The sequence below is a fragment of the Exiguobacterium sp. s140 genome (assembly GCF_018617035.1).
GTDB lineage: Bacteria > Bacillota > Bacilli > Exiguobacteriales > Exiguobacteriaceae > Exiguobacterium > Exiguobacterium profundum.
The window spans coordinates 293,633-315,923 of sequence record NZ_JACSJK010000001.1; the positions used below are offsets into that span (position 1 = coordinate 293,633).

At 47.3% G+C, this 22,291-nt stretch carries 21 protein-coding genes; 20 read left to right on the forward strand and 1 reads right to left on the reverse strand.

From position 1 onward, the window contains the following. The first annotated feature begins 73 nt into the window (after positions 1-73). From KNO61_RS01545 to coaE, 14 genes are all read left to right on the forward strand, one after another. Positions 74-628 (forward strand): FadR/GntR family transcriptional regulator, encoded by a 555-nt coding sequence (locus KNO61_RS01545; RefSeq protein WP_214757483.1) that lies wholly within the window; start codon positions 74-76, stop codon positions 626-628. Positions 629-642: 14 nt separating this feature from the next. Next, a complete protein-coding gene (gene accD, locus KNO61_RS01550) occupies positions 643-1,497 on the forward strand; it encodes an acetyl-CoA carboxylase, carboxyltransferase subunit beta (protein ID WP_047795655.1) in 855 nt (284 codons plus the stop codon). Beyond that, positions 1,490-2,425, forward strand: a complete 936-nt coding sequence (locus KNO61_RS01555; RefSeq protein ID WP_074036513.1) for an acetyl-CoA carboxylase carboxyltransferase subunit alpha — start codon at positions 1,490-1,492, stop codon at positions 2,423-2,425. Before accD ends, KNO61_RS01555 begins: the two co-directional genes overlap by 8 nt. A gap of 160 nt (positions 2,426-2,585) precedes the next feature. Further along, positions 2,586-3,554: a 6-phosphofructokinase gene (gene pfkA, locus KNO61_RS01560; protein WP_012726720.1), complete on the forward strand. Its 969-nt coding sequence runs from the start codon at positions 2,586-2,588 to the stop codon at positions 3,552-3,554. Positions 3,555-3,647: 93 nt separating this feature from the next. Continuing rightward, positions 3,648-5,390, forward strand: a complete 1,743-nt coding sequence (gene pyk, locus KNO61_RS01565; RefSeq protein ID WP_074036515.1) for a pyruvate kinase — start codon at positions 3,648-3,650, stop codon at positions 5,388-5,390. Positions 5,391-5,457: 67 nt separating this feature from the next. Next, positions 5,458-5,922, forward strand: coding sequence for a DUF441 domain-containing protein (locus KNO61_RS01570; protein WP_012726718.1), 465 nt, complete (start codon positions 5,458-5,460; stop codon positions 5,920-5,922). A 184-nt stretch (positions 5,923-6,106) separates the two neighbouring features. Continuing rightward, positions 6,107-7,219 carry a citrate synthase gene (citZ, locus tag KNO61_RS01575; protein WP_214757479.1) on the forward strand — a complete coding sequence of 371 codons (1,113 nt, stop codon included), beginning with the start codon at positions 6,107-6,109 and terminating at the stop codon, positions 7,217-7,219. A gap of 99 nt (positions 7,220-7,318) precedes the next feature. Further along, the gene (icd, locus tag KNO61_RS01580) at positions 7,319-8,587 is read left to right on the forward strand and encodes an NADP-dependent isocitrate dehydrogenase (protein ID WP_031423152.1); all 1,269 of its coding nucleotides are present in this window, start codon (positions 7,319-7,321) and stop codon (positions 8,585-8,587) included. Positions 8,588-8,608: 21 nt separating this feature from the next. Then, positions 8,609-9,541: a malate dehydrogenase gene (mdh, locus tag KNO61_RS01585; RefSeq protein ID WP_078147188.1), complete on the forward strand. Its 933-nt coding sequence runs from the start codon at positions 8,609-8,611 to the stop codon at positions 9,539-9,541. A gap of 183 nt (positions 9,542-9,724) precedes the next feature. Continuing rightward, the gene (locus tag KNO61_RS01590) at positions 9,725-10,426 is read left to right on the forward strand and encodes a response regulator transcription factor (protein WP_074036521.1); all 702 of its coding nucleotides are present in this window, start codon (positions 9,725-9,727) and stop codon (positions 10,424-10,426) included. After that, the gene (gene pnpS / locus KNO61_RS01595) at positions 10,423-12,150 is read left to right on the forward strand and encodes a two-component system histidine kinase PnpS (protein ID WP_214687017.1); all 1,728 of its coding nucleotides are present in this window, start codon (positions 10,423-10,425) and stop codon (positions 12,148-12,150) included. The genes KNO61_RS01590 and pnpS overlap by 4 nt, the downstream gene beginning before the upstream one ends. 207 nt (positions 12,151-12,357) lie before the next feature. Beyond that, positions 12,358-14,952: a DNA polymerase I gene (polA, locus tag KNO61_RS01600; protein WP_078147186.1), complete on the forward strand. Its 2,595-nt coding sequence runs from the start codon at positions 12,358-12,360 to the stop codon at positions 14,950-14,952. A gap of 21 nt (positions 14,953-14,973) precedes the next feature. After that, complete coding sequence (gene mutM / locus KNO61_RS01605) at positions 14,974-15,801, forward strand: bifunctional DNA-formamidopyrimidine glycosylase/DNA-(apurinic or apyrimidinic site) lyase (RefSeq protein WP_078147185.1); 828 nt, start codon at positions 14,974-14,976, stop codon at positions 15,799-15,801. Positions 15,802-15,814: 13 nt separating this feature from the next. Further along, positions 15,815-16,420, forward strand: coding sequence for a dephospho-CoA kinase (gene coaE / locus KNO61_RS01610; protein WP_012726710.1), 606 nt, complete (start codon positions 15,815-15,817; stop codon positions 16,418-16,420). Between the two features lie 13 nt (positions 16,421-16,433). Here the strand turns inward: coaE and KNO61_RS01615 are convergent, their stop codons facing one another. Then, the gene (locus KNO61_RS01615; RefSeq protein WP_012726709.1) at positions 16,434-16,916 is read right to left on the reverse strand and encodes a site-2 protease family protein; all 483 of its coding nucleotides are present in this window, start codon (positions 16,914-16,916) and stop codon (positions 16,434-16,436) included. A gap of 157 nt (positions 16,917-17,073) precedes the next feature. On the opposite strand from KNO61_RS01615, the gene KNO61_RS01620 reads away from it, so the two are divergent. The 6 genes from KNO61_RS01620 to dnaI all read left to right on the forward strand — a co-directional run bounded on the left by KNO61_RS01620 (position 17,074) and on the right by dnaI (position 22,000). Further along, positions 17,074-18,105 (forward strand): glyceraldehyde-3-phosphate dehydrogenase, encoded by a 1,032-nt coding sequence (locus KNO61_RS01620; protein ID WP_078147184.1) that lies wholly within the window; start codon positions 17,074-17,076, stop codon positions 18,103-18,105. A gap of 232 nt (positions 18,106-18,337) precedes the next feature. Continuing rightward, a complete protein-coding gene (gene speD / locus KNO61_RS01625) occupies positions 18,338-18,724 on the forward strand; it encodes an adenosylmethionine decarboxylase (RefSeq protein ID WP_012726707.1) in 387 nt (128 codons plus the stop codon). Positions 18,725-18,836: 112 nt separating this feature from the next. Then, positions 18,837-19,208 carry a hypothetical protein gene (locus KNO61_RS01630; protein WP_214757473.1) on the forward strand — a complete coding sequence of 124 codons (372 nt, stop codon included), beginning with the start codon at positions 18,837-18,839 and terminating at the stop codon, positions 19,206-19,208. 12 nt (positions 19,209-19,220) lie between these two features. Then, positions 19,221-19,688, forward strand: a complete 468-nt coding sequence (nrdR, locus tag KNO61_RS01635) for a transcriptional regulator NrdR (RefSeq protein WP_012726705.1) — start codon at positions 19,221-19,223, stop codon at positions 19,686-19,688. Between the two features lie 40 nt (positions 19,689-19,728). Further along, a complete protein-coding gene (locus tag KNO61_RS01640) occupies positions 19,729-21,081 on the forward strand; it encodes a DnaD domain protein (protein WP_012726704.1) in 1,353 nt (450 codons plus the stop codon). A 4-nt stretch (positions 21,082-21,085) separates the two neighbouring features. Further along, positions 21,086-22,000 carry a primosomal protein DnaI gene (dnaI, locus tag KNO61_RS01645; RefSeq protein ID WP_012726703.1) on the forward strand — a complete coding sequence of 305 codons (915 nt, stop codon included), beginning with the start codon at positions 21,086-21,088 and terminating at the stop codon, positions 21,998-22,000. Positions 22,001-22,291: the final 291 nt, after the last annotated feature.

Sequence of the window (22,291 nt, forward strand, 5' to 3'; positions counted from 1 at the left end):
TGATATAATCGCACTAATTGGTCTGACCACTTAAGTTTGATAGATGATCCAAAAAAGGGAGTTGAACGGTCAGATGCATGAAAAACACGCATCCTCATTTCACGGAAACATTTCAAAGATTAGAAAATTAATTGTCCAATCGTCTTTAGTTCCAGGTGATCGGCTTCCATCCGAACGAGAGCTCGCCGAAACGCTGTCCATTAGTCGCGCTTCGGTTCGCGAAGCGTTACGAGCGTTGAGTTTTTTAGGCATCGTGGAAACGAGACATGGTGGTGGTACCTTTTTGTGTGAACAAGACCGACATCGGTACATTGAGATATTGTCGGAGTTCATTGTGACCAAACAGACGAAAGCGACCGATATTATTGAGATGCTTAGACTATTGGAGCGCATGGCGTTTTCAGAAATTGAACCGACTAAGGAACGACTGGCTCTATTAGAAACGGTGATCGATGATGATCGAACGTTTCGCCAGCAACTCATCTTTCAGTTGAAGAATGAACTGTTCATTCGAATTTGGAGTGAGGTCAACCGCTTTTTTGAAGGATTAGACGTTGGGGATTTATACACGCTCGAGGAACGGAAACAGTTTGTCGAGACGTGGCGTGGAATGGGGATGCCGGAATGAACGAGGGGGAAGCGATGACTGCTTTTTTCAAGAAACCGAAACGATATATGCCATTGCGTCAACGAGAACCAAAGATTGACGCACCACAGGGATTAATGACGAAATGTCCATCTTGTAAATATATGCATTATACAAAACAGTTGAATGAGAACCACAAAGTGTGTGATTGCGGTTATCATTTTCCGCTTCATGCGCAAGAACGGATTGATATGCTTGTTGACGAAGGGTCGTTCGAACGATTTGCGGGACCTTCTGTCAAGGCGAATCCACTCGACTTTCCTGACTATGAGGAGAAGTTGACGAAAGATCGGGAGCGGACCGGGATCGAAGAGGCCGTCGTATGTGGAAAGGCGACAATCGACGGACTTCCACTCGTTGTCTGTGTGATGGATGCGAGATTCCGAATGGGGTCGATGGGTGCATACGTCGGAGAAGCGATTGCTTCGGCTGTTCGAACCGCCACATCACTTGGGCTTCCAGTCGTCTTGTTCACAGCATCAGGTGGGGCACGGATGCAAGAAGGAATGGTCAGTTTGATGCAAATGGCCAATACGTCCATCGCTCTAAAAGAACATGACGAAGCAGGACTGCTGTACATCGCGTATTTGACACATCCGACGACTGGTGGTGTGTCAGCGAGTTTTGCGATGCTTGGCGACTTGAACGTCGCGGAACCGGGAGCGCTCATCGGGTTTGCAGGACGACGAATCATCGAACAGACGATTCGGGAAAAGCTTCCAGAGAACTTTCAAACTGCCGAGTTTCTACTTGAGTCTGGGCAGCTGGATGCAGTCATTCATCGTGAACAGATGCGTTCGTTCTTGAAGAAGATGATCGAATTACACGATGGGGGTGTCCGTCATGTTTGACCCAATCAAAGAAGTCACCGAACAGCTAAATAAATTACGGGAGACGGCTGAGACGAAAGGGATTGATTTATCCCGAGAGATTCGTCATCTCGAGTTAAAGCTCGACCGATTAGAAAAAGATATTTATGGGAATATGAAACCGTGGGACCGCGTCCAGTTGGCGCGAAACCCGAAGCGTCCGACGACGCTCGATTACATCCAACATTTGTTCCCTGACTTCATGGAACTTCATGGGGACCGACACGGATATGACGATGCGGCAATCGTATCTGGACTCGCAACGTTTGAAGGAGTGCCGGTGACGATTATCGGACATCAGCGTGGGCGGAACACGAAAGAGAACATGAAACGGAATTTTGGTATGCCACACCCGGAGGGGTATCGAAAAGCCTTGCGTTTTATGAAGCAAGCCGAAAAGTTCAACCGTCCCATTTTGACATTCATTGACACGAAAGGGGCTTATCCGGGGAAAGCCGCAGAAGAGAGAGGGCAAAGTGAAGCGATCGCCCGTAACTTGTTTGAGATGGCGACGCTGAAAGTGCCGATCGTCTCCGTTGTCATTGGGGAAGGTGGTTCAGGCGGTGCGCTTGGAATTGGTGTATGCGACCGTCTATTGATGCTTGAGAATAGTACGTACTCAGTCATCTCGCCAGAAGGTGCAGCGGCACTATTGTGGAAAGACGCGAAACAAGCAGAGCGTGCGGCGGAGACGATGAAGATTACAGCACAAGATTTATTCAACCTAGGGATTGTCGATGAAGTGGTAGGAGAAGTGTATGGGGGGGCACACGTTGATGTGTCACTACAGTCGTCACTCTTGAAACCTGTCTTATTACAGCATATGAATGAGTTGCTCGCACAATCGACTTCTGAGCTGATTCAAGGACGTGCGACCAAATATCATCAAATTGGCACAATTAACGAGTGAAAACGGTAACAATGGCTTTGAATAAAGCTTTATTCATTCCTCAAGTGACTGCTTTGTGAGATACCCTATGCATTTTTTTCACATACTTGTGTTGTAAAACAAAGGTCAGACGTGGTATTTTATTTTCAGATTTCGTTAAAACACATAAGAGGTGAGCGACGTGAATTTAAAACGTATTGCGGTATTAACAAGCGGAGGAGACGCTCCTGGAATGAACGCTGCTGTCCGTGCCGTGACCCGAAAAGCAATTTTTGAAGGTCTTGAAGTGTACGGCGTTTATAACGGCTATCAAGGATTAATCGAAGGTGATTTAGTCGAATTAAATCTTGGATCAGTCGGCGACATCATTCAACGTGGAGGTACGTTCCTTCGCTCTGCGCGCTGTCCTGAATTCAGAACAGAAGAAGGTCGCGCAAAAGCAGTAGAACAGTTGAAGAAATTCAATATCGATGCCCTCGTGGTCATCGGTGGAGATGGCTCTTATCGCGGAGCTCAAAAATTGACTGAACTCGGATTCCCAACAATCGGCCTTCCGGGTACAATCGATAACGATATCCCAGGAACAGATGCGACAATCGGTTTCGACACAGCACTCAATACAGCGCTTGATGCGATCGATAAGATTCGTGATACGGCGTCATCACATGAACGTACGTATGTCATCGAGGTCATGGGTCGCGACGCTGGTGATATCGCGCTTTATTCTGGTCTCGCTGGTGGTGCTGAGTCGATTCTCGTCCCAGAACGTCCAGAGGATTTGAATGCAATCGTGGAACGAATCAATCACGGGATTGCACGCGGTAAGAAGCACTCGATCGTCATTGTTGCTGAAGGTGCGGGAAGTGCGGAAGAAATCGGCAAATTGATTGCTGAGAAGACGAACTCAGAAACACGCGTCACGATTCTCGGTCACATCCAACGTGGTGGTTCCCCAACTGCCGCTGACCGTGTCCTTGCAAGTCGTATGGGTGCATACGCTGTTGAGATCTTGCTTGAAGGGAAAGCGGGCCGCGTTGTCGGAATCCGTAACAACCAGATGATGGATCTTGATATCGATGAGGCGCTCGACAATAACAAGCACACTATTGATATGCAATTGATTGACCTCGTTAACCAATTGTCGATTTAAACGATTTTGTATGTTGCAGAGACGGGATACGGTCCAAGGCCCCCCGTTTTCTGTTTGTAAGTTGCACTATATCCCCTAGGAGGTTTTTATATTATGCGTAGAACGAAAATTGTATGTACCATTGGACCGGCTTCTGAGAAGCGTCTTCCTGAGATGATCGAAGCTGGGATGAACGTTGCCCGTCTCAACTTCTCACACGGTGACTATGAAGAGCACGGAGCTCGTATCCGTGACATCCGTGAAGCGGCGAAAGCAGCGGGTAAAGTTGTCACTGTTCTTCTCGACACAAAAGGTCCAGAGATCCGCACGCATACATTCGAAGACGGTAAGGCACTTCTTGAAAAAGGAAAAGAAGTCACAATCGTCTCAACGGAAGAAATCGTCGGAACGAAAGATCGTTTCTCTGTGACGTACGAAGGACTCTACGATGATGTGGAAGTCGGTTCACACATCATGCTCGACGACGGTCTCATCGGACTCCGTGTCGTTGAAAAGCTTGATAACCGTGATCTCCGTTGCGTCATTGAAAACGAAGGAATCATCAAGACGAAGAAAGGTGTTAACTTGCCAAACGTCAAGGTAAACCTTCCTGCCCTCACGGACAAAGACATCGCGGACATCGAGTTCGGGATCTCACAAGACATTGACGTGATTGCAGCATCATTCGTACGTCGTGCATCTGACGTAGTTGAAATTCGCCAACTTCTCGAGAAACATAACGCATCACACATCAAGATTTACCCGAAAATCGAGAACCAAGAAGGTGTCGATAACATCGAAGAAATCTTGGCAATCTCTGACGGTTTGATGGTAGCCCGTGGGGACCTCGGAATTGAAATCCCGACAGAAGAAGTGACACCAGTTCAAAAAGAACTCATCAAGAAGTGTAACGATCTCGGGAAGCCGGTCATCACAGCAACGCAAATGCTTGATTCAATGCAACGTAACCCGCGTCCGACACGCGCGGAAGCATCAGACGTAGCAAACGCAATCTTGGATGGAACAGACGCAGTCATGCTTTCTGGTGAAACAGCTGCAGGGGACTACCCAATCGAATCTGTTCAAATGCAAGCTGCAATCGCAGAGCGTACAGAACGCATGCTCGACTACAAAAACTTGTTGAAAGATCGTCAGAAGCGCAGTGAGCACACAGTGACGGATGCGATCTCTCAAGCGGTTGCGCACACGGCAATCAACTTGAACGCCAAAGCAATCTTGACACCGACACAATCAGGTTATACGGCTGCTCGTACAGCGAAGTATCGTCCTGAAGCGAACATCATCGCGGTGACAGAATCGGAGCGCGTTGCGCGTCAATTGAACCTCGTATGGGGCGTATATCCAATCGTTGCTGAAACAATGCCGAACAACACGGATGAAATGTTGGTTCAAGCATCGGAAGCGGCACGTCACGCTGGATTCGTCACTGACGGTGACCTCGTTGTCATCTCAGCTGGTATTCCTGCGGCGACAGCTGGTACGACAAACATGATGAAAGTCCACATCGTTGGTCACGCTCTCGCAGACGGGCGTGGAATCGGTGAGCGCGGTGTTGTTGGAGAAGTCGTTGTCGCGAAAAATGCGGATGAAGCAAATGCAAAAGCGAAAGACGGCATGATTCTTGTCGCACCATTCACAGATAAAGAAATGATGCCTGCGATCGAAAAAGCGGCTGGAATCATCACAGAAGACGGCGGATTGACGAGCCATGCTGGGATCGTTGGACCATCACTTCGCAAGCCAGTCATCGTAGGTGTTGATGCAGCGACAGCATCGCTTCGTGACGGTCAGATGATTTCAATCGACCCACTCACAGGTAAAATCTACAACGCATAATTGAACGACAATCGAACCGGCCTTCTACAAAGGTCGGTTCTTTTTCCGTTCAAAGAAAGGAATACGTATGAGTGCATATCTATTTTTATTGATGCTTGTCTTAATCGGTGTCATTTCAAATAACCAATCTGTCATTATCGCAAGTAGCGTCTTGTTGATCATCAAAGCAATCGGATTCGGAGACCAGTTATTTCCGACACTTGCATCGAAAGGAATCAGCTGGGGTGTGACAATCATTACGATCGCAGTTCTCGTCCCCATCGCGACCGGCGATATCGGGTTTAAAGAATTGTGGAATAGTATTAAAGGGCCGGTCGGGATTGTCGCATTTGCCTCAGGGATGTTCGTTGCCATTGCTGCGGGGCAAGGTGTACAACTGATGCGTGTCGACCCGGTCGTCACCACGGCACTCCTCGCAGGTACGATTCTAGCGGTTGGATTCATGAAAGGGATCCCCGTTGGACCGCTTGTCGGAGCTGGTATCGCGGCATTGATTTTAGGTGGATATCAAGTTATTGAAAAATGGTTTTGATATTTTCTGACAACTGAAGCCGCTTACATTTCTTTTTTGCAATAAATTGTTTATACTATATAAAGGACAGGGTAAACGGAGACTGGGTGAATGCAGGGGAACAACCCGTCCCGTATCCTTATTCCCTATAAACAGACTGTTTTTACGGTCGACCACTTTATTCAAGACTGAGGGGGAGTTATGAATGTCAACGACAAAAGGGTTAGAAGGTATTGTGGCAGCAGCCTCAAAAGTCAGCTCAATTATTGACGGACAATTGACTTACGGAGGATACACCATTGATGATTTAGCGGACAACGCCACATTCGAAGAAGTAGTGTTCTTATTGTGGAACGACCACTTACCAAATGCAGAGGAATTGACAGCGCTCTCAGATGCGCTTGTAAAAGAAGCGACATTGCCTGAAGAGGTGATTGATACGTTAAGACGTGCACCGAAATCAGCCAATGCAATGGCGACGATTCGTACGGCACTTTCGCAACTCGCTCTATATGATGCGGAATCTGAAGACATGAGTGACGAGGCCAACATGCGTAAAGCGATTCGCCTACAAGCACAAGTCGCTACAATCGTGACGGCATTCGCCCGTCTTCGTAAAGGGGAGCAGCCGGTCGCACCGAAACCAGGTCTTTCTTACGCTGCGAACTTCTTATACATGCTAAACGGTGAAGAGCCGAGCGATGTAGCAGAAAAGACGATTGATAAAGCGCTCATCTTACACGCAGACCACGAGTTGAATGCTTCGACATTCACTGCTCGCGTTTGTGTAGCGACGCTCTCGGATATGTACTCAGGTGTCACGGCGGCCATGGGGGCACTCAAAGGGCCACTTCACGGTGGTGCGAACGAAGCGGTAATGAAAATGTTGCACGAGATCGACTCGGTCGACCGTGTTGAAGAATATGTTCGTGGCAAATTCGAGCGCAAAGAGAAGATCATGGGCTTCGGTCACCGCGTTTACAAGGATGGCGACCCACGTGCGAAACATTTGAAAGAAATGAGCCGTCAGTTGACTGCTCAAATCGGCGAACCGAAATGGTATGAGATGTCTGAGAAAATCGACCATCTTGTCGAAACGGAAAAAGGTTTGAAACCAAATGTCGATTTCTATTCAGCTTCAACTTATTATGCGCTCGGTCTCGAAGAAGATCTATTCACACCGATCTTCGCCGTATCTCGTATGTCTGGCTGGATTGCGCACATTCTTGAACAATATGCGGATAATCGCTTGATTCGTCCACGTGCGGAATATGTCGGTGAAACGAGCCGTAAGTATGTTCCGGTAAACGAACGTTAATTCGAGACACATTTTAGACAAAAGTTTGGTAAACTAACAAGTGACGTAGGTCGGCGCACGCGTCGACCTACAGTAATGTACTTAGGGGGATTCATTATGTTGACACAAGGACAAAAGATTACAGTTGAAAACGGTGTATTGAACGTACCAAATGTACCGACCGTACCATTCATTATCGGTGACGGAACAGGTCCTGACATTTGGAATGCGGCTGTTCGCGTATTTGACGCTGCGGTTGAAAAAGCATATGGCGGCGACAAGAAAATCGAATGGATGGAAGTATATGCTGGGGAAAAAGCATATAACGAAAAAGGCGAATGGCTCCCGACAGAGACACTTGATCAAATTCGTGAGTACTTGATTGCCATCAAAGGACCACTTACGACTCCGGTCGGTGGAGGAATTCGTTCATTGAACGTCGCACTTCGTCAAGAACTCGATTTATATACATGCCTTCGCCCAGTTCGTTACTTCACAGGTGTTCCTTCACCAGTAAAACGTCCTGAAGATACAGATATGGTCATCTTCCGTGAAAATACTGAAGATATCTATGCTGGAATCGAGTACGCTTCAGGAAGCGATGAAGTAAAAAAACTCATCAAATTCTTGCAAGACGAGATGAATGTCAACAAAATCCGTTTCCCAGAAACATCAGGAATCGGAATCAAGCCAGTTTCTTCTGAAGGAACAGAACGTTTGGTTCGTGCAGCAATTGAATATGCGATTGCGAACAACCGTAAATCTTTAACGCTCGTCCACAAAGGGAACATCATGAAGTTCACAGAAGGCGCCTTCAAAAACTGGGGTTATGCACTCGCTGAAGCGGAGTACGGTGACAAAGTGTTCACATGGGCACAGTATGACCGTATCAAAGAAGAATCTGGTGAAGCAGCTGCTAACGAAGCTCAGTCGAAAGCGGAAGCTGAAGGGAAAATTATCGTCAAAGATTCAATCGCTGATATCTTCCTCCAGCAGATTTTGACTCGTCCACGTGAGTTCGACGTTGTTGCGACGATGAACTTGAACGGTGACTATATCTCAGATGCCCTTGCTGCTCAAGTAGGTGGAATCGGGATTGCACCTGGTGCGAACATCAACTACATCACAGGTCACGCGATCTTCGAAGCGACACACGGTACTGCTCCGAAATACGCGGGTCTCGATAAAGTAAACCCATCTTCAGTCATCCTTTCAGGTGAGATGATGCTCCGCCACATGAACTGGAACGAAGCGGCGGACCTCATCATCAACTCAATGGAGAAAACGATCGCTTCGAAAGTTGTCACATACGACTTCGCACGTCTCATGGACGGCGCGACAGAAGTGAAATGTTCAGAGTTCGCGGATGAATTGATTAAAAACATGTAAGACGACCGAGGAGGAGAGCTCATGATTCGTCGTAACAAAATTTCTGTTATTGGAAGTGGCTTCACCGGTGCAACGACTGCACTGTACTTGGCTCAACGTGAGCTAGGGGATGTCGTACTGCTCGATATGGAAGAAAAAGTAGGACCGACGAAAGGGAAAGCGCTCGACATGCAAGAAACGGCACCGATTCAAGGGTTTGATTCGTGGGTCACAGGTACGTCTGATTACGCGGACACGGCCGATTCCGATGTGGTTGTCATTACCGCGGGAATCGCGCGCAAGCCGGGGATGAGCCGGGACGACCTCGTCGCAACGAACGCAAACGTCATGCGCTCGGTTGTGAAAGAGATTGCCCGTTACTCTCCAGACGCCATCCTGATCGTATTGACGAACCCAGTAGACGCCATGACGTACGCGGCGTTCAAAGAATCAGGGTTCCCGAAAGAACGCGTCATCGGTCAATCCGGTGTATTGGATACGGCTCGCTTCCGAACGTTTGTGGCACAAGAGCTGAATGTTTCTGTCAAAGACGTATCCGGATTCGTCCTTGGAGGTCATGGAGACGAAATGGTGCCTCTCGTACGCTATTCTTACGCTGGAGGCATCCCGCTCGAAAAACTCATCCCACATGAGCGAATCGAGCAAATCGTTGAACGGACACGAAAAGGTGGCGGCGAGATTGTCCAACTACTGGGCGATGGCTCGGCGTATTATGCGCCAGCCGCTGCCATCGTGGAGATGGTCGAGGCGATTGTAAAAGATCAGCGTCGAATCTTACCGGCCATCGCATACCTTGAGGGAGAGTACGGATTCCATGATTTGTATCTTGGCGTCCCGACGATTCTTGGTAAACATGGAATTGAGCAAGTGTTAGAGCTCGACTTGACGGATGAAGAAAAAGCAGCGCTATCGAGGTCTGCGGATTCTGTCCGCTCGGTATTAAGCGTCTTATAAGTTTGAGGTGCTTCCTGTCATGTTGCAGGAGGCACCTTTTTTGCGCCTTCTCTCTTATCGAACATGCTACACTGAAAGTGGATTTGTTTTGTTTTTGTAAAGATTTGCTTTGAGGTTGGTCGTTTCAAGCATTGATTTGTAAAATAGAAAGTGACATTTGATGGTTTAAGAGGAGGAAGCAGTGTGGCTGATAAAGTAATTGTTGTCGACGATGAAGTGTCGATTGCGACATTATTGAAATTTAATTTAGAACAAGCTGGCTTTGAAGTAGAGACGGCGCACGACGGCAAAACCGGATTGGAATTGGCTGAGAAAAAGGACGCCGTGCTCATTGTGCTCGATTTGATGCTCCCGGAGATGGATGGACTTGAAGTGTGCAAACGACTTCGTCAGCAAAAAGTCAATACACCGATTTTAATGCTCACGGCAAAAGATGATGAGTTTGACAAAGTATTGGGGCTCGAGCTCGGAGCGGACGATTATTTGACGAAGCCGTTCAGCCCACGTGAAGTAGTCGCGCGCGTCAAAGCGATTCTTAGACGTTCTGCCCCGCAAGAATCGGCGGTTGAAGAGGACGTCATTCAAATCGGAGATGTTAAAATCGTCACTTCAAACTACGAAGTGTTCAAGCAAGGGGAGCGCCTCGAGTTGACGCCGAAAGAATTTGAATTGTTAGCCTATTTGGCGAAAAATAAAGGACGCGTGTTGACGCGAGATCAATTATTATCGGCCATTTGGAATTATGACTTTGTGGGTGATACCCGGATTGTTGATGTCCATATCAGTCACCTTCGTGAAAAAATTGAACCGGTAACGAAGAAACCGACCTATATTAAAACGATTCGTGGTCTTGGCTATAAGATGGAGGAGCCGACTTCGGAATGAAGACGTATCGCTCTAGATTTATGACGACTCTCATTTTTCTTGTGACCGGTGTCTTGTTGACGCTCGGGATTGTCCTTGGGCAACTCTTCAAAGACTTTTATCTGGATTCTGAACGAGACCGTCTAAAAGAAGATGCTCAATTGGCAGCCCTCTACCTCGAAGGAGGCGAATTGGACGAGATTCGTGAGTATGTCGGTCAAATCGATGACGGAAGCAGCTTTGATATTCTCCTTCTCAATAGTCGGATGGAGGTAATCGCTGGCACGCCGTTTCGCGTCGGGTCCATCGATTACAAAATTGATCCGAATATGGTCCCTGAGGAAGGGACGTTCGGTGAAGCGGATGAGGACGAGTTGATTCAATATACAAAACCGATCGAACTTGCGACGGGTGGGACAGTCTATTTAACATTCATCCGTTATGTATCGGATTTAGAAGGGGTGTACAATCGCATCTGGTTGACGATTGCCCTCGCGCTCTTCTTCTCCTTCTTCATAATTTTATTCGTGCTCCAACATTTGACGAATCAATTTATTCGACCAATCGATGAGGCGACGATCGTTTTGCGGGAACTGGCGGACGGGAATTATCGGGCCCGTGTGTATGAACTCAGAAATGATGAAGAGACCGGTAGCCTAGCAGGGTCAATCAACGTGCTTGCCCGGAATTTGGAGTCGATTTCTCTCGGGGAGTCCGTACAACGGGCGAGACTCGAATCGTTAATCGAGTATATGGGGGCGGGTCTTCTGCTCGTCGACGAGCGAGGGATTGTCACGTTGGTCAACCGCTCTTATCGTGAAATGTTCCAATACGATGATTTAACGATTGGACAATTTTATCACGGGATTCTACCGAGTCCTGAAGTAGAAACACTGATCGAAGACGTTTATCTGACGGAAGAGGTCCACCGCCGTCAGTTATCGATTCGAACGGGATTCAATCAAAAAACGTATATGGTATCCGCAGCACCGATTTTCAGTGACACCGGGATGCTTCGCGGCACGACGTTACTGTTTAACGATATCACGGAACTGAAACGACTTGAGAAGATGCGGAAAGATTTCGTGGCGAACGTTAGTCATGAACTGAAGACACCGCTCACATCCATACGTGGGTTTAGTGAGACGCTTCTTGATGGGGCGAAAGAAGTCCCGGAACTTCGAGACCAGTTTTTAGACATCATCCAGAAAGAAGCGACACGGATGCAGATGCTTGTTGAGGATCTCCTTGAATTGTCGAGATTGGAGCGGGATGACTTCCAAATGGAGTTGGTGTCCGTCGATCTGAATCAGCTCGTCGATGAGGTCTGTCTCCTGCTCAGTCAAAAGGCGAGCAAGAAGTCGATTCAGCTAGAAACGAAACACGAGGGGACGGTCGTCTTGCAAGCGGACCTGAACCGAATGAAGCAAGTCATCATGAACTTGGTCGCCAACGCCATCAACTATTCACCAGAAGGAAGTCGTGTCGACATCGCCGTGGAAGCAATGGCAGATTCCTATAAACTTCGCGTCAAGGACAACGGAATCGGGATCGCCGAAAAAGAAGTGAGTCGTATTTTTGAGCGCTTCTATCGTGTCGATAAGGCAAGAAGTCGGAACTCGGGTGGAACTGGCCTCGGACTCGCCATCGTGAAACACATCATCGATTTGCATCATGCCACGATCGACGTAGAGAGTGAGGAAGGCAAAGGAACGACGTTTACCATTACATTCCCTCGGGTTTAACAATGACTTTATCGTTCGTTCATATTTACTTTACAAAACCTTGCTATTCTATGAATGAGACCTCTTCATCATCTCGTGACTCGATCGGTGCTCATCTCCACACGATCGAGAATTTGGCCCTTTTCTATTCGTAGAAAAGGGTCTTTTTTTTCGAACGCATGTACCCGTATGGTATGATGGTTGAAGAGAAGAATGGAGGTCGATTGAATGAATAAACTACTAGTCCTTGATGGGAACTCCTTAACATATCGTGCGTTTTTTGCACTGCCTCCGATGTCGGATGCGTCAGGTCGGAATACGAATGCAGTGTATGGGTTTACGATGATGTTATTGAAACTAATGGAAGATGAGCAACCGACTCATTTTGCTGTGGCGTTCGATGCGTCAAAGAAAACGTTCCGTCACGATACGTTCGCGGAATACAAAGGTGGACGTCAAAAGACACCGGGAGAATTGCGTGAACAATTTCCGCTCGTGCGTGACGTTTGTCGGGCGTTTGGCATCTCTGTCTTAGAGCTCGATCAATACGAGGCGGATGATATCATCGGGACGCTCTCAAAAGACCCGACTTTTGATCAGGTGACGGTTGTGACGGGGGATAAGGATTTACTTCAATTGATCAATGAACGTGTGACGGTCTATTTGACGAAACGAGGCATCACCGACGTCGAGAAAATGACCGTGACCGCGTTCAAGGAACGCTACGACGGACTACAACCGATTCAGATGATTGACCTAAAAGGATTAATGGGAGATAAATCTGACAACATTCCTGGTATTCCAGGGGTCGGGGAAAAGACGGCACTGAAGTTGATTGCCACATACGGTACCGTCGAGGCCCTTTACGAACATACGGATGAGTTGAAAGGGAAGCAAAAGGAAAAAGTAGAGGCGAATGAACAAGAAGCGAAAATGTCGAAACAGTTGGCGACCATTTACACGGATGTACCGATTGATGTGACGATGGATGATCTTCTCTTTAAGCCATATGACGCTTCGGTCGTCAAAACGTTATTTATGGATTTACAGTTCAAGTCACTCATCGGCAAACTGACGGATACCTCTTCAGAAGAACCGGTTGAAAAAGCGGAACGACCAACAATCGCGTTGGCCGATCAAGATTTATCGCGAGCTGTGTTAATGCTTGAACAGCTGAATGATGATTATTTTGAAGAAGACGTGATTGGAGTGGCGATCGCTTCGGAACGAGGTGTCACGATTGGAGATGTGACGCTTCTTGAGGACGAACGGGTCAAGGAATGGATCGAAAACGAGACGAAGACGACGATTTGTCTCGATGCGAAGCAGACAATTATTCAATTGAAACGTCACCAATTGGCACTGCGTGGGTATGAAGACCTGCTTGTCGCAGGGTATTTGCTCAACCTATCTGGTGGGACGTCTCTCAGCTCGATTGCCGCACACTTTACGTATCCTCTTGAGGAAGATGAAACGGTCTACGGAAAAGGTGCAAAAATCAAGGTGCCGGAAGAGAATGTTTTTCATGCTCATCTCGCAGAAAAGGCGTACGCCATCTACACATTGTTTGAACGCATTGTTTCGGAGTTGAAAGAGAATGAACAGACAGAACTCTATGAGGCGCTTGAAAAACCACTCGTCTCCGTATTGGCCGAGATGGAGTGGGCTGGTATCCACGTAAATGTCGAAACGCTTCAACATATGGAAACGGACCTGCGTGAACGTCTAAATGCACTTGAGGTCACGATTCATGAATTAGCCGGGGAACCGTTCAACATCAACTCACCGAAACAGTTAGGGGTCGTATTATTTGAAAAACTGTCACTCCCTCCTGTGAAAAAGACGAAAACAGGATACTCAACGGCAGCGGATGTCCTCGAAAAATTGGCACCGCTTCATCCGATCATTGAGAAAATCATGCATTATCGTGAACTTGGCAAACTTCAGTCCACGTATGTCGAGGGCTTGCAGAAAGTCGTGAAGGATGATGGCAAGATTCATACGCGTTATACACAGACGCTTACTCAAACGGGACGGCTTTCGTCGGTTAACCCGAACCTTCAAAATATTCCGATTCGATTAGAAGAAGGGCGTCGCATCCGTAAAGCGTTTACCGCGAGTGAACCGGGATGGGTACTTTATGCGGTCGATTACTCTCAAATCGAACTGCGCATCATGGCACATATGTCACAAGATGAGAAGATGATGGCAGCCTTCCTTCACGATGAGGATATTCATACGTCGACGGCGGCGAACGTGTTTAAAGTTTCCACTGAAGAAGTTACGTCACTCATGCGTCGTCAAGCAAAAGCCGTCAACTTCGGAATCATCTATGGCATCAGTGATTATGGACTCTCACAAAACCTAGGGATTACACGGAAAGAAGCGCAGACCTTTATCGATACGTACTTTGAACAGTTCCCTGGGGTGAAGACGTTCATGGATGCCGCGATTGAACGGGCACGTGAACACGGGTTCGTCGAGACGATGTTGAAACGACGCCGGAACATCCCGGACATCCATTCTCGTAATTTCAACTTGCGTGGGTTTGCTGAACGTACCGCAATCAACACACCGATTCAAGGAACGGCAGCGGACATTATTAAAAAAGCGATGATTGATGTCGATCATGCGTTAAACACGTCAAAACTTCAATCTAAGCTGTTGTTACAAGTACACGATGAATTGATATTCGAAGGTCCGGCCGAAGAGATGGAAGCATTAGAAAAACTTGTGACCGAAGCGATGGAACATACGGTCACACTTGATGTCCCGTTACGTGCGGACGGAGCGGTTGGAACGACATGGTTTGACACGAAATAAACGGATAGAAAGGAAATCAGTATGCCAGAATTACCAGAAGTCGAAACGGTCTGTCGTAGGTTGCGACCTGCCGTTTCAGGAAAAACGATTCAGTCTGTCGATGTCCTTGACCCTAAAATTATCCGCGGACTCGACCCCGAAGAATGGGTTCACCATTTGATAGGAGAAACGATTACGGATGTGGAACGTCGGGGGAAATTCATCTTATTCAAATTGACGAACGGGTATCTCGTCTCCCATCTTCGGATGGAAGGGAAGTTTTTCCCTTATGACTCCATTACAGAACCGGTAAAACATACACATATCGTGATTACGTTCACGGACCAATCGACTCTACACTATAATGATGTCCGTAAATTCGGTACGATGGAGTTGCGGACGAATGAAACGATTCATACCACACCACCGCTCTCATTACTTGCGTACGAGCCGTTTGACGAGCGTGTGACAACCGAGGTGTTACACCGACGTTTAGAGCGCATGAAGACACGCGCGATTAAGACCGCCCTCCTCGATCAATCCATCTTTGTTGGATTAGGTAACATCTATGTAGATGAGACGTTGTTTCGTGCGGGTGTCCATCCGACACGACCGGCCGCAAGTTTGTCACACGAAGAAGTCGACCGTGTGCGGACTGAAGCCATTGCTGTATTGACTGAGGCCATTGAGCGTGGAGGTAGTACGATTCGCAGTTATGCCAATCCAGATGGGGCCACAGGAACGTTTCAAGAGAGGCTCTACGTGTATGGACAGACCGGAGAACCGTGCCGCCGATGCGGACATGAAATTGAAAAGATGAAATTGGGCGGGCGAGGTACGCATTACTGTCCGCACTGTCAACAACGTTAAGGGGTGGACGTGTATGTTGAAGATTGGATTGACTGGTGGAATTGCAACCGGGAAGTCTACGGTATCGCGACTGTTTCGAGAACGAGGCATTCCGATTATCGATGCCGATTTGATTGCAAGGACGGTCGTTGAACCAGGAGGAAAGGCGATTGAGGGGGTAAGGGCCGCATTTCCAAAATGTTTTGTGGGCGACGTGCTGAACCGTCCTGCGCTCGGTCGGGAAATCTTCCATGATGAAGCAAAACGTCAGCAATTGAATCAATTGATGCATCCAGCGATTCGAGAAGAAATGAACGAGCAAATGCGAACGTATGAGGCATCGGGGGAACCTGTCGTCATTTTTGATATTCCCTTATTGTTTGAAGGGACGATGCTCGATCTGGTTGATTATTCCGTCGTCGTCTATTGCCGTGAAGAGATTCAACTGATGCGTCTCATGGAACGGAATGGATTGACGAAAGAAGAGGCGTTAGCCCGTATTCGTTCACAGATTCCAATTGAAGATAAAAAGCACCAGGCGGATTTCCTCATAAACAATAATGGGGCATTAGGGGACCTCCCTCCACAAATCAATCGTCTGGTCGAACAGTTTCAAACGATACAAAAAGAAGGCGACTGATATCGCCTTCTTTTTAGTTTAATGGATCGGATTCTGGAGACCCTTTTTTCCATGTATCATAAATCGCACGTCCATCACTAGGATGACCGTTCGAATAATAGATGGGATAGAGTGAGAAGAAGATATAGTAGAATGAGAAATAGGCGAACTGATACGTATAGAGTGTCGGTTCAATATCTCGTCGAAGAATGAACGCGTTGACGATTAAGATGCTCGCTAAATTGAAAATGGCCCCACCGCCATAGACTAGCGTACGGGTGACCTTGTTGCTCCATCTTAAATCAGTGAACTGGCACCATGCATCGTAAAAATAAACACGATTTACTTGTAAACGACCTACTTTAAATAGTTTCTTCCCGGTACCGATTTGCATATCGAGTGAGCCGCCGAACAACTTTGCGAAGAAGAAGTGTCCAAGCTCATGAATTAACGTCACAATCGGTAAAATGATAAAGAACGAAATAAAGAATTTATCGATATCTCCCCAATCAAACATCATGACGCCTCCTTTCTCTTGTCTGTTACGCCAAGAAATTTCCCTCATTTTCAAAAAATAAACAAAGAAAAACGGAAAAAATGTGATGAATCATAGTGAAAACGCTTACAGCTATCCGTTATAATGAAACCGTAATGTAGAAAAAGGGGGATCTATCATGGGGACAAAAGTGGCAATTAACGGATTTGGTCGAATCGGAAGAATGGTATTTCGAAAATTGATGCTCGAGGGACGTCATGAAGTGGTGGCGATTAACGCAAGTTATCCGGCGGAAACACTTGCGCATCTCATTAAACACGACTCGATTCATGGTCCATTCGGATTGACAGTACGTGCGCATGGGGATGCGCTCGAAGTCGATGGGAAACGGATTGAACTCATTTCGGAACGTGATCCATCACGCTTGCCTTGGTCAGACCTTAAAATCGACATCGTCGTCGAAGCGACCGGGAAGTTTAACTCTGATAGCGGGGCACGACTTCATCTCGAGGCAGGGGCGAAAAAAGTGATTTTGACCGCACCGGGTAAAGGGGATTTACGAACGATCGTGATGGGGGTCAATGATCGTGACTATCGCCCGGAGGAAGATCATATCATCTCAAACGCATCGTGTACGACGAACTGTCTCGGACCTGTCGTGAAGGTCTTACATTCGACGTTCGGTATTGAAACGGGACTGATTACGACCGTTCACGCCTATACGAACGATCAGAACAATATTGATAACCCGCATAAAGATTTGCGTCGCGCGCGCGCGTGTGGCAGTTCCATCATCCCGACATCGACGGGAGCGGCTAAGGCGATTGGTCTTGTGATGCCGGAACTACAAGGAAAGTTGAACGGAATGGCACTCCGTGTGCCGACTCCGAACGTATCACTTGTCGATTTGGTCGTCGAACTCCACCGAGATGTCACGGTCGATGAAGTCAATGAAGCGTTTGAACGGGCAGCGTTTGGAGAAATGACAGGTATTTTAGGCGTTTCTCACGAACCGCTCGTCTCTATTGATTTTAACGGGGACGATCGCTCGTCGATTATCGACATGGATTCGACGATGGTGCTCGGCGGAAATCATGTCAAAGTACTCGCATGGTATGACAATGAATGGGGCTATTCATGCCGTGTCGTGGACTTGTTGGACATGGTGGCCAGCTATCTTCAAATCGGTCAGCAAGAAACACACGCCTAAAAAATATTACGTTCAGGAAAATATTTTTTGAATTTTTTTATCAAATGTCTTGTAAGGACGTCCCAAACACGTTACACTCAATTTCGTGAACTTCAATTGGTCTGACAAACGCAACTTAAAGGGTTAGGACCTCTTAGGACTAACTTGCCCCCGTGGTTGTGGGCGATTCAGGCACAAAGTGAGTGATCATCAACTACTTTGAGACCATTGATGTAAAGGGGGATCCACTAATATGGATACTATGGGACGTCACATTATTACAGAACTTTGGGAGTGCAATCCCGACAAATTGAATGATATCGACTACATCGAGCGTTTGTTCGTCGATGCTGCTCTTCGTTCGGGCGCTGAAGTCCGCGAAGTTGCATTCCACAAGTTTGCGCCACACGGTGTAAGTGGAGTCGTCATCATTTCAGAATCACACTTAACGATTCACAGTTTCCCAGAACATGGCTATGCGTCAGTTGACGTGTTTACATGTGGAGATCGAATCGATCCGGCTACAGCATCGCAGTATATTGCTGAAGGATTGGATGCAAAAGTACGTGAAGATGTGAAACTTGAGCGTGGAATGGGACCGATTCGTGTTCCGGAAGCGCAAGTGGCAATCAGCAAATAAATCAGATTGACCTTTTGAGGCTGGCCGTTTAATGGTCAGCCCTTTTAATTGTTTTGTTGTCGCCTTAATTTTGATATGCTTAACGTATATAACTCAGGCGTTGAGGTGGATTATGGGACTGTTAGATAAGTTACAAACACATATTGAAACGAAAGATACACATAAAAATGAAATGCTCCAAACACGTTACTATGCGGCATCGTCACATGCGATGTTGCAATGGTTAGAAGGAAAGATTCAAGAGAACGGACAGACGGTTCGTCGAATCGATGCAAATCGAGGGGAACTTTCATTTGTAGGGGAAGGTTGGGACGGGCTCATCACGATTGTTCAAGTGGATGGCGGTCGGACGGCAGTCGATTTCACATTAAACCGTGAGCAGCGACTCGGTGCAGACCTCTCGCAAATTGTATCGCACTACTACGAGGCACTCACGCAACAATTCCCGCTACGTGCTATTGGAAATAAAACAGTCGAACGATAAGGAGGTTTGAGCATGCGTTGTCCGAAATGTGATCATAATGGAACGAGAGTGCTCGATTCCCGTCCGGTGCAAGACCATTATTCGATTCGACGTCGTCGTGAATGTGAAAAATGTGGGTATCGGTTTACAACGTTTGAGACGGTCGAACAGACACCGCTCATCATTGTCAAAAAAGATGGAAATCGTGAAGAGTTCAGTCGTGAGAAAGTACTTCGCGGCATTATTCGGGCGTGCGAGAAACGACCGGTCACACTTGAACAGCTCGAAGGGGTTGTGACGAAAGTCGAACAGCAACTCCGTGCCCTCGCCCAGTCAGAAATTCCAAGTGAACAAGTAGGCGAGCTTGTGATGAATGAACTTGCACGAGTCGATGAAGTCGCATATGTTCGGTTCGCATCGGTTTATCGTCAATTCAAAGACATCACGGTGTTCTTTAAAGAACTTGAAGATTTAATGAAGCAAGAAAATTCGACCAACTAAAGGGCGGCCTGCTGGTCGCCCTTTTTCAAGGGAGAGAGCCATGGAGAAAGAACGTACAATCTTTGGGACGGACGAATTGTTAATCATGAGTACCGGTCTTGTCGACCGTGAATCTTACCAGTCCCTTTACCACTTATATCAACCTGTCATCGGAGTGAAGGCGCTCGCACTCTATCAAACGTTATGGAGCGAACTGAAGCCGGGCAAAATGAAATCCAACTATATGTCACATAGTGCATTATGTGAGATGTTGGAGTTCTCTATCAATGAGTTAATGGACAGTCTGTTCCGTTTAGAAGCGATCGGGTTAGTGCGCACCTATAAAACAAAAGACGCTCGATTGACACAATACGTCTATCAGTTACGCGTCCCGCTTGCACCGCACACGTTTTTGAATGATGGGTTACTGTCGAGTTTCCTCTTCTATAAAGTCGGGGAAGTACGATTCAAACAACTGCAAGGGCGTTTTACGATTGATCCGTTGCCGGCAGGCATCGTCGAGGTGACAAAGGACTTCAATGAAGTGTTTGATGTCAAAGGAGTAAACCATCGTGCGTTCACACAAAAAAATTATGAAAAGCCGGACCGGGCAAAGATTGAAATCAACTATTCGTTCGATATGGAAATTGTGAAAAAACTGACGAATTTTCCAGTTGGATTTTTCACGAAAAAATTAGACGAAACGATCACAAAACTGGCCTACGTGTCTCAACTCGATGAAGAGACGATGGCTGAGATGTTAAAAGAGTATTTCGTCCATGAGGCGTATCTGCCACTCAGTGAGCAAGAGAAGCGGGACGGGTGTCGTCAAATGGTCTTACAATTGAAAAAGAAACAGACGCGCCATCGGAAAGAGAAGACCGTCGAACTTGAACAGACGAAACTAGGAGACTTGCATGACCCTGAGGTGATGGAGTCCGCACATCCGCATCAATATGTCTCGACGCTTCGGAAGACCCCGCAACTTTCAAAGAGTGATGAACAGTTAGTCATTGAACTCGTCGACACACTCGGTCTCGCGCCAGGGGTCATCAATGCGCTCTTCTATTACTGTATCGAAGTGAAGAAGCAGACGCGGCTGAGCGAGAACTATGTCTTGCGCATTGCGACAAGTTGGAAAACAGCAGGCTATACGAACGCAAAAGAAGCGCTAGAGCGTGAAGAATCTCAAGATGCGCTCATCGAGAAGAAACAACAAAAACGCGAGAGCGTGCAACGCACCACGGTCGGGTCACGACGGAAACCCCAGCAAGGGGATATGCCGAAGTGGCTCGAGGATGAGGCGAAACAACAGCGCTCATACGACCAAGCGAGGAAAAAGGAACTTGAGTCGTCCGTTCCGGATGACGCGGAACTCGTGAAACTATTAAATGAATTGAAAGAGAAGGGGTGAGGGGATGGAACGAATCAATCAGTCGCTGTCTCAGTTGATGAACCGAAAAGAAGTTCGTGAGGCGTACGAGTCGATTCGCAGACGTACACTGAATCACCCGGGTGTCATCGCATTTTTGAACGCTCATCCAGAGTTAGAGGAGAAGGCGATTGAAATCGGGTTTACCAAACTGAGTGAGTACGCGGAACAGATGGATGGAAAAACGTTCATAGAAGATCAGGCCGTCATCCCGGGTCATCAACCGGTGCTCTATGTCGATCTAGGACAGATTGCCATTCGCTATGAAGAGACGGTCGCTCATCGTCAGGCGAGACGCCAAAAAGAGATGGACCGTAAGTTTAAGAGTTTGTTCTTACCGGAAGAAGTCCGTGAGGCGAGCTTTGAGTCATTTGATTGGGCCGACGACGCGCGTAAAATCGCATTGCGTGAAGCGATGCGATTCGTGACAGGGATGAAGGCGCGTCAAAAAGTGAACGGTCTCTATCTCCACGGTAGTTTTGGCGTCGGGAAGACGTATTTACTCGCCGCAATCGCCAATGAGTTGAAGGTGGCGGACATCGAGACGATTTTAGTTCACGCCCCGGGCTTTGTGTCGGAGGCGAAACGTAAAATCCGTACCGAGTCGTTCGATTCTTTCTTGACGTCGTTTCAACATGTGCCAGTCTTATTGATTGATGACATCGGAGCTGAAGCCATCAGTCCGTGGGTACGAGATGAATTGTTCGGCATCATTCTTCAGTATCGGATGATGCATCGCTTACCGACGCTCTACAGTTCAAACTTTAGCGGGGAAGAGCTCGAGACGCACTTTTCAATCGATGGTTCGCCGCAAAACAAAATGAAAGCACAGCGACTCATGCAACGTATTTCTACGACGACGACCCAAATTGAATTAAAGGGTGAAAATCGGCGTCGGTAAAGGATTGTTTTTCTCTGGTGAGTTGACTATACTAAGAATCATATAAAGGATGCATAGAAGAGGATATGGATCATCGAGACGAGTTTTAGCGAGGGAAGGGCGGTGGAAGCTTCCTAACGACGACGATGCATTTACTCCCTCGGAGCACCGTACGGGTCAATCGTGCGGCGATTCACACTCGTTATCGTGTGTTCGAGCCAAGCAGATTGCTTGGGAACGAGGGTGGTACCACGAGAATCAAAGCTCGTCCCTTTTTGAGGGATGGGCTTTTTTTATATTCATTTTTGAGAG

What these genes read in the sequence shown, in the direction of transcription:
- KNO61_RS01545 (WP_214757483.1), top strand. Translation starts at nt 74, where the DNA reads ATGCATGAAAAACACGCATCCTCATTTCACGGAAACATTTCAAAGATT.
- accD (WP_047795655.1), top strand. Translation starts at nt 643, where the DNA reads ATGACTGCTTTTTTCAAGAAACCGAAACGATATATGCCATTGCGTCAA.
- KNO61_RS01555 (WP_074036513.1), top strand. Translation starts at nt 1,490, where the DNA reads ATGTTTGACCCAATCAAAGAAGTCACCGAACAGCTAAATAAATTACGG.
- pyk (WP_074036515.1), top strand. Translation starts at nt 3,648, where the DNA reads ATGCGTAGAACGAAAATTGTATGTACCATTGGACCGGCTTCTGAGAAG.
- KNO61_RS01570 (WP_012726718.1), top strand. Translation starts at nt 5,458, where the DNA reads ATGAGTGCATATCTATTTTTATTGATGCTTGTCTTAATCGGTGTCATT.
- citZ (WP_214757479.1), top strand. Translation starts at nt 6,107, where the DNA reads ATGTCAACGACAAAAGGGTTAGAAGGTATTGTGGCAGCAGCCTCAAAA.
- mdh (WP_078147188.1), top strand. Translation starts at nt 8,609, where the DNA reads ATGATTCGTCGTAACAAAATTTCTGTTATTGGAAGTGGCTTCACCGGT.
- pnpS (WP_214687017.1), top strand. Translation starts at nt 10,423, where the DNA reads ATGAAGACGTATCGCTCTAGATTTATGACGACTCTCATTTTTCTTGTG.
- polA (WP_078147186.1), top strand. Translation starts at nt 12,358, where the DNA reads ATGAATAAACTACTAGTCCTTGATGGGAACTCCTTAACATATCGTGCG.
- mutM (WP_078147185.1), top strand. Translation starts at nt 14,974, where the DNA reads ATGCCAGAATTACCAGAAGTCGAAACGGTCTGTCGTAGGTTGCGACCT.
- coaE (WP_012726710.1), top strand. Translation starts at nt 15,815, where the DNA reads ATGTTGAAGATTGGATTGACTGGTGGAATTGCAACCGGGAAGTCTACG.
- KNO61_RS01615 (WP_012726709.1), bottom strand. Translation starts at nt 16,916, where the DNA reads ATGTTTGATTGGGGAGATATCGATAAATTCTTTATTTCGTTCTTTATC.
- KNO61_RS01620 (WP_078147184.1), top strand. Translation starts at nt 17,074, where the DNA reads ATGGGGACAAAAGTGGCAATTAACGGATTTGGTCGAATCGGAAGAATG.
- speD (WP_012726707.1), top strand. Translation starts at nt 18,338, where the DNA reads ATGGATACTATGGGACGTCACATTATTACAGAACTTTGGGAGTGCAAT.
- KNO61_RS01630 (WP_214757473.1), top strand. Translation starts at nt 18,837, where the DNA reads ATGGGACTGTTAGATAAGTTACAAACACATATTGAAACGAAAGATACA.
- nrdR (WP_012726705.1), top strand. Translation starts at nt 19,221, where the DNA reads ATGCGTTGTCCGAAATGTGATCATAATGGAACGAGAGTGCTCGATTCC.
- KNO61_RS01640 (WP_012726704.1), top strand. Translation starts at nt 19,729, where the DNA reads ATGGAGAAAGAACGTACAATCTTTGGGACGGACGAATTGTTAATCATG.
- dnaI (WP_012726703.1), top strand. Translation starts at nt 21,086, where the DNA reads ATGGAACGAATCAATCAGTCGCTGTCTCAGTTGATGAACCGAAAAGAA.